The sequence below is a fragment of the Streptomyces sp. UH6 genome (assembly GCF_013421635.1).
Lineage (GTDB): Bacteria > Actinomycetota > Actinomycetes > Streptomycetales > Streptomycetaceae > Streptomyces > Streptomyces abyssomicinicus.
The window spans coordinates 1-5,669 of the sequence record NZ_JACADT010000327.1; the positions used below are offsets into that span (position 1 = coordinate 1).

Below are 5,669 nucleotides of genomic sequence, written 5' to 3' on the forward strand. Positions count from 1 at the left end.
CCGGCGGCCCCGCGCGGACGTGCGACCGCGCGGCACCACCGGGCCGGAGGGGTTCCGCCCTACTGGGGCGAGAAGGTGAGGATCAGCCGCGGCGTCCCCGAGGCCGCCGGCGCCTCACTGGACCACAGCCACAGCGCGTCCGTCCCCGCGGACGTCAGCGCCACGCCGTACTGCCCGCCCAGCGCGGCGCGCAGCGCGGCGACGTCCAGTTCCGTGGTGGCGTTGGAGCTGGACGCGGCCGGCGGGGTGAGCGTGCCCAGCGTGGCCGTGCCCAGGGCGGGCTTGGTGTTCCACGTGGTGCCCGCCTCGGTCCAGTCCCCGGTGACCGGCCGGACCGCGACGGCGTCCGCCGAACCGGCGGTGGCGGAGGAGTCCGTGCGGACCTCCAGCGCCGCACCGGTCAGCACCGTCCCGGCCGGCGCCTCGGGCAGCTCGAACCGCAGGTACGCCTCGTAGCCGGAGCTGCCCCGCACCGCCAGCGAGGTGGCGGAGCCGTAGGCGGTGCCCTTGGAGCCCTCGTTCACGTAGGTGTCCTCGGACGCCTGCACGGAGGTGACGGTGTCGCCCTGCCGGCTGGCCGCCTCGTGGTGGGCCGCGACCCGGGCGGCCGCGAGCACGGTCGGGTAGACCGCGGTCTCGTCGATCTGACCGGCGAAGTTGTCGCTGCTGGGACGCGAGGGCCAGCCGCTCAGGTTGTCGCCGCCCACCCGCCAGTACCCGGCGTAGCTCTGGTGCGTGGTGTACGAGGTGTTGCCCGCGACCCGCGCGCCGTCGACGTAGAGCGTCATGCCGCCGGGGCCCTGGGTCGCCACCACGTGGTGCCAGTCGCCGTCGTTGTAGCCGGCACCGGAGGACACCGTCCGCGTGGTGCCACCGTAGGCGCCGAAGATCAGCCGCCCGTCGTTGGCCATGTAGATGTGCTTGTCGTAGCTTCCGCTGTTCCTGGTGGTGTTGTTGCCGAAGCCGACCAGCTTGCCGCCGCGCGTGGTCGTGGTGCGGAACCAGGTCTCCACCGAGTAGGCGGCGCCGACGGTGGTGCGACGGTCGCTGTACAGGCGGTCGTCGGTGCCGTCGAAGCCGTACGAGGTGCCGTTGCCGGTGATCGCGCCCGCCTCGCCGAGGGTGGGGCCGCCGCTCATCACGCCGCTCAGGTCACCGGCCGAGGAGTCGCCGACGTAGGGCGTCGTCCTCTCGTCGTGGCGCCAGTACAGGTTCGGCCCGTCCGCCAGGACGGCCGAGCCGTACGGCTCGGCGGTCTTCGGCACGGTGACGCTCGCGGTCGCCGACAGGGCGCTGGTGTTGCCCGCCGGGTCCGAGGCGGTCACCCGGTAGGTGTACGTGGAGCCGGCGGTGACACCGGTGTCGGTGAAGGAGGCCTGCGGACGCTCCCAGTAGACCGAGTCGGCCTCCACCGTGCCGATCGGCGTGGAGGAGCCGTTGCGGTAGATCTTGTAGATCAGCCGGCTGTCGTCGTTGTCCATGCTGGTCCGCCAGCGGACCTTGACCTCGCCAGGCTCCGCCGCGTCCGCGCCGATCACCGGCACGGTGGGCGCGCCCACGTCACCGGTGGAGGCGAACCGGGTGAGGCCCTGCGCCGCCGCACCGTTCACCGTGGTGAACTCGCCGCCGGACCACAGGTACTGGACGCCGTTCTTGGACGAGACGGTCAGCGCGCGCGGGCCGATGCCCTCGCCGAGGCCGTCGTTGCTGTCCGGGAACCAGCCCAGCTTGGCGGTCGAGGTGGTGGGCTGGGCCAGGAAGTGCTGGCGCCGGCCGTCGGGGAACTCGCCGACGCTGGAGCAGTCGTGGGCGTGCGAGGCGCTGTAGAGGACGTCCTGGTAGGACTCCACCGCCTGGGTGGCGCCCAGGCAGGTGTCACGCCAGCGCTGGTCGAAGGTGCCCAGGTCCAGGGCGATCCGGCCGTCGAAGACGCCGCCGCCGGTGCCCTCGTTGCCGGTGTAGAACCCGGTCCCGTCGGTGTCGATGTCCTTGACCACCGAGGTGGTGGGGATGAACCCGGAACCGTAGGCCCGTTCCACCGCGCCGCTGGCCGCGTCCACCACGGCCAGGGCGTGCGAGCTCTGCCCGTTGACGGTGAAGAAGTCGCCGCCGAGCAGGGCGTGCTGCCCGTCGGGGGTGATCTCGATCGCCCGGCCCGGCTCGTCCACGTTCGCGGTGAACGGGCGCACCGCCCCGCTGACCGCGTCCACGGCCGCGAAGCGCTCCCGCGGCTGGCCGCTGACGCTGGTGAAGTCGCCGCCCGCGTACACCGTGTCCTCGGTGACGGCCAGCGCCCGCACGGTCGCCGGGAAGGCGGCGTTGAAGCCGCCGCGCGGCGTGCAGGTGTCGATGTCGATGGCAGCCACGCTGGACACCGCGGTGCCGTTGACCGCCCCGAAGTAGCCGCCCACGTAGAGCGTCTCCTCGTCGGGCGAGACGGCCAGCGCGCGGACGGTGGCGGTGCCGGAGGACACCGTGAAGGACAGCTCGCAGTCGGTGGGCGCGCCCGTGGCGGCGTCCAGCGCCACGAAGTTCACCGCCTGCCGCTCACTGCCCGTTCCCCCCTCGGGGGGACGCACCGCGGAGAAGGTGCCGCCGGCGAAGACCACGCCGTCCGCCTGGGCGAGCGCCCAGACGATGCCGTTGGTCTGCCAGGTGGGCAGATCGTCCGCGGTGAAGGCGACCGACTCGCTGATCGCGCCGGCCTGCGGCGTCGCGACGGCCGCAAGGCCCGCCGCGAGCACCGTCGCGAGGGCCGCGCTCAGCCCTCTCGTTCTTCTCATCGAACCCCCAAACAAACGGCCCTGGGGCCGCCCCTGACGCGTCCGGCGGGACGCCGGACGCGTTGTCTCCCTCTGTTTCCGGCCGGCTCCCGTCCCCCCGGGACCCGGCCGGAACCCGCGCGCCGTGGGCCGGTACCGTCCCGGAACCGGCCCCGGCGCGACAACCGGTGGATCAGTGGATCAGTGGATCAGTGGATCGGCGGATCAGCGGTCGACGCGCACCGCGGTGCCCGCCAGTTCGGCGGTCACCTGCCGGACGTCGGCGTCGACCATGATCCGGGCGAGTTCCTCCACCCTGACCTCGGGCTTCCAGCCGAGCAGCCGCTCGGCCTTGGAGGCGTCGCCGATCAGAGCGTCCACCTCGCTCGGACGCTCGTACTTGGCGTCGTGGCGGACGTGCTCGCGCCAGTCCAGCCCCGCGTGCCCGAACGCCGTCTCCAGGAACTCGCGCACCGTGGCGGGCACCCCGGTGGCGACCACGTAGTCGGTCGGCTCGTCCTGCTGGAGCATGCGCCACATGGCGTCCACGTACTCGGGCGCGTAGCCCCAGTCGCGGACCGCGTCCAGGTTGCCCAGGTAGAGCTCCTGCTGCAGGCCCGCCTTGATACGGGCCACCGCGCGGGTGATCTTCCGGGTCACGAAGGTCTCGCCCCGGCGCGGCGACTCGTGGTTGAACAGGATGCCGTTGACCGCGTACATCCCGTACGCCTCACGGTAGTTGACGGTCGACCAGTAGGCGTAGACCTTGGCCGCGCCGTAGGGGCTGCGCGGGTGGAACGGGGTCCCCTCGTTCTGCGGGGGCGGCGTCGCGCCGAACATCTCCGAGGACGACGCCTGGTAGAAGCGGGTGTGGATGCCGGCCGCGCGCACCGCCTCCAGCAGCCGCAGCGAGCCCAGCCCGGTGGCGTCGCCGGTGTACAGCGGGGCGTCGAAGGAGACCCGCACATGGGACTGCGCGCCCAGGTTGTACACCTCGTCGGGCTGTATCTCCCGCAGCAGGTTGACCAGGGCGACACCGTCGCAGAGGTCGGCGTGGTGCAGCACGAAGCGGCGGCCGGGCTCCTGCGGGCCCTGGTAGATGTGGTCGATCCGCTCGGTGTTGAAGCTGGAGGAACGGCGCACCAGCCCGTGCACCGTGTACCCCTTCTCCAGCAGCAGCTCCGACAGGTACGAGCCGTCCTGGCCGGTCACCCCGGTGATCAACGCGGTCTTGGTCATGAGTGCATCCCCTCCCCGACGGGCCGGAGTACCGGCCGCGCCCCGTGCTCGGTCACACGCTCCGTACGCGCACAGTACGTACGGAAATCTTCTGAAATGCGCGGGCTTCGCCCCCGGCTGCTGGCATGATCCGAGCCATGACACTTCTTGCGCCGCAGTCCCGGATATTCGTGGCCGGCCACCGCGGGCTGGTGGGTTCCGCGGTGGTCCGCCGCCTCACCGCCGACGGACACGAGGTCCTCACCCGCCCCCGCGCCGACCTGGACCTGCGGGACGCCGCGGCCACCGCCGCCCACCTCGCCGACGTCCGCCCGGACGCGGTGGTCCTGGCCGCCGCGAAGGTGGGCGGCATCATGGCGAACAGCACCCGCCCGGTGGAGTTCCTCGAGGACAACCTGCGGATCCAGCTGAGCGTGATCTCCGGCTCGCACGCCGCCGGGGTGGGCCGGCTGCTCTTCCTGGGCTCCTCGTGCATCTATCCCAAGTTCGCGCCCCAGCCCATCCGCGAGGACGCGCTGCTCACCGGTCCGCTGGAGCCCACCAACGAGCCGTACGCCCTCGCGAAGATCGCCGGCATCTGCCAGGTGCAGTCCTACCGCCGCCAGTTCGGGGCCTCCTGGATCAGCGCCATGCCCACCAACCTCTACGGGCCCGGCGACAACTTCGACCTGGAGACCTCGCACGTCCTGCCCGCGCTGGTCCGCCGCTTCCACGAGGCCCGCGAGTCCGGCGCGGACCACGTCACCCTGTGGGGCTCCGGGTCCCCGCGCCGGGAGTTCCTGCACGTCGACGACCTGGCCTCGGCCTGCGTCCGGCTGCTGGAGGCCTACGACGGCGACGAGCCGGTCAACGTCGGCTGCGGCGAGGACCTGACCATCCGTGAGCTCGCCGGGACGGTGGCCGACGTCACCGGCTTCACCGGCGAGGTCCGCTGGGACACCTCCAAGCCGGACGGCACGCCCCGCAAGCTGCTGGACGTCTCCCGGCTGACCGGGCTCGGCTGGAAGCCGTCCGTCGCGCTGCGCGACGGCATCGACGGCACCTACCGCTGGTGGCTGTCCCAGGGCGCGGGCGCCTCCCGCGCCTGATCCCGGCCGCACCGCTTCGGTCTCTCAGTACGCTCCGCGGCCGTCGGCGACGGCGCGGAGCGTACGGCTGAGCACGTCGAGGTCGCTGACGAACGACCAGTTGTCCACGTAGTGCAGGTCGAGCTGGACCGTTTCCTCCCACGAGAGGTCCGACCGGCCGCTGACCTGCCACAACCCCGTCATGCCGGGTTTCACCCGCAGCCGGCGCAGCGCGGTCGCGTCGTACCCGGCGACCTCCTCGGGCAGCGGCGGGCGCGGACCCACCAGGGACATGTCACCGAGGAGGACGTTGAAGAGCTGCGGCAGCTCGTCCAGCGAGGTACGGCGCAGCAGCCGCCCGACCCGGGTCACCCGCGGGTCGCGGCGCATCTTGAACATCAGCCCGTCGTTCTCGTTCCGCTCGGCCAGTTCGTCCTTGCGGGAGTCCGCGTCCACCACCATGGTGCGGAACTTCCACATCACGAAGAGTTCCTGGTCACGGCCGATCCGCTGCTGCCGGTAGAACGCCGGGCCGCGCGAGTCCAGCCGGACGGCCAGCGCGGTCAGCGCCAGGAGCGGGGCGAGCGCCAGCAGGCCGAGC

At 72.4% G+C, this 5,669-nt stretch carries 4 protein-coding genes; 1 reads left to right on the forward strand and 3 read right to left on the reverse strand.

Features of this window, described 5'->3' with window-relative positions:
• Window positions 1-59: 59 nt before the first annotated feature.
• Together HW445_RS16675 and gmd are read right to left on the reverse strand one after the other, a co-directional pair.
• Entirely contained in the window at window positions 60-2,783 is a 2,724-nt protein-coding gene (locus HW445_RS16675; protein ID WP_180221812.1) for a DNRLRE domain-containing protein, read from the reverse strand.
• Between the two features lie 204 nt (window positions 2,784-2,987).
• On the reverse strand, window positions 2,988-4,001 hold the full coding sequence (gene gmd, locus HW445_RS16680; RefSeq protein ID WP_180221813.1) for a GDP-mannose 4,6-dehydratase: 1,014 nt from the start codon (window positions 3,999-4,001) through the stop codon (window positions 2,988-2,990).
• A gap of 137 nt (window positions 4,002-4,138) precedes the next feature.
• On the opposite strand from gmd, the gene HW445_RS16685 reads away from it, so the two are divergent.
• Window positions 4,139-5,089: a GDP-L-fucose synthase gene (locus HW445_RS16685; RefSeq protein ID WP_257231115.1), complete on the forward strand. Its 951-nt coding sequence runs from the start codon at window positions 4,139-4,141 to the stop codon at window positions 5,087-5,089.
• Window positions 5,090-5,113: 24 nt separating this feature from the next.
• Here HW445_RS16685 and HW445_RS16690 read toward each other — a convergent pair.
• A partial coding sequence (locus HW445_RS16690; RefSeq protein ID WP_180221815.1) for a sugar transferase occupies window positions 5,114-5,669 on the reverse strand: 556 nt, incomplete at its 5' end.

Excerpts from the sequence above, each read along its gene's own strand:
- HW445_RS16675 (WP_180221812.1), bottom strand. The coding sequence starts at position 2,783 with ATGAGAAGAACGAGAGGGCTGAGCGCGGCCCTCGCGACGGTGCTCGCG.
- gmd (WP_180221813.1), bottom strand. The coding sequence starts at position 4,001 with ATGACCAAGACCGCGTTGATCACCGGGGTGACCGGCCAGGACGGCTCG.
- HW445_RS16685 (WP_257231115.1), top strand. The coding sequence starts at position 4,139 with ATGACACTTCTTGCGCCGCAGTCCCGGATATTCGTGGCCGGCCACCGC.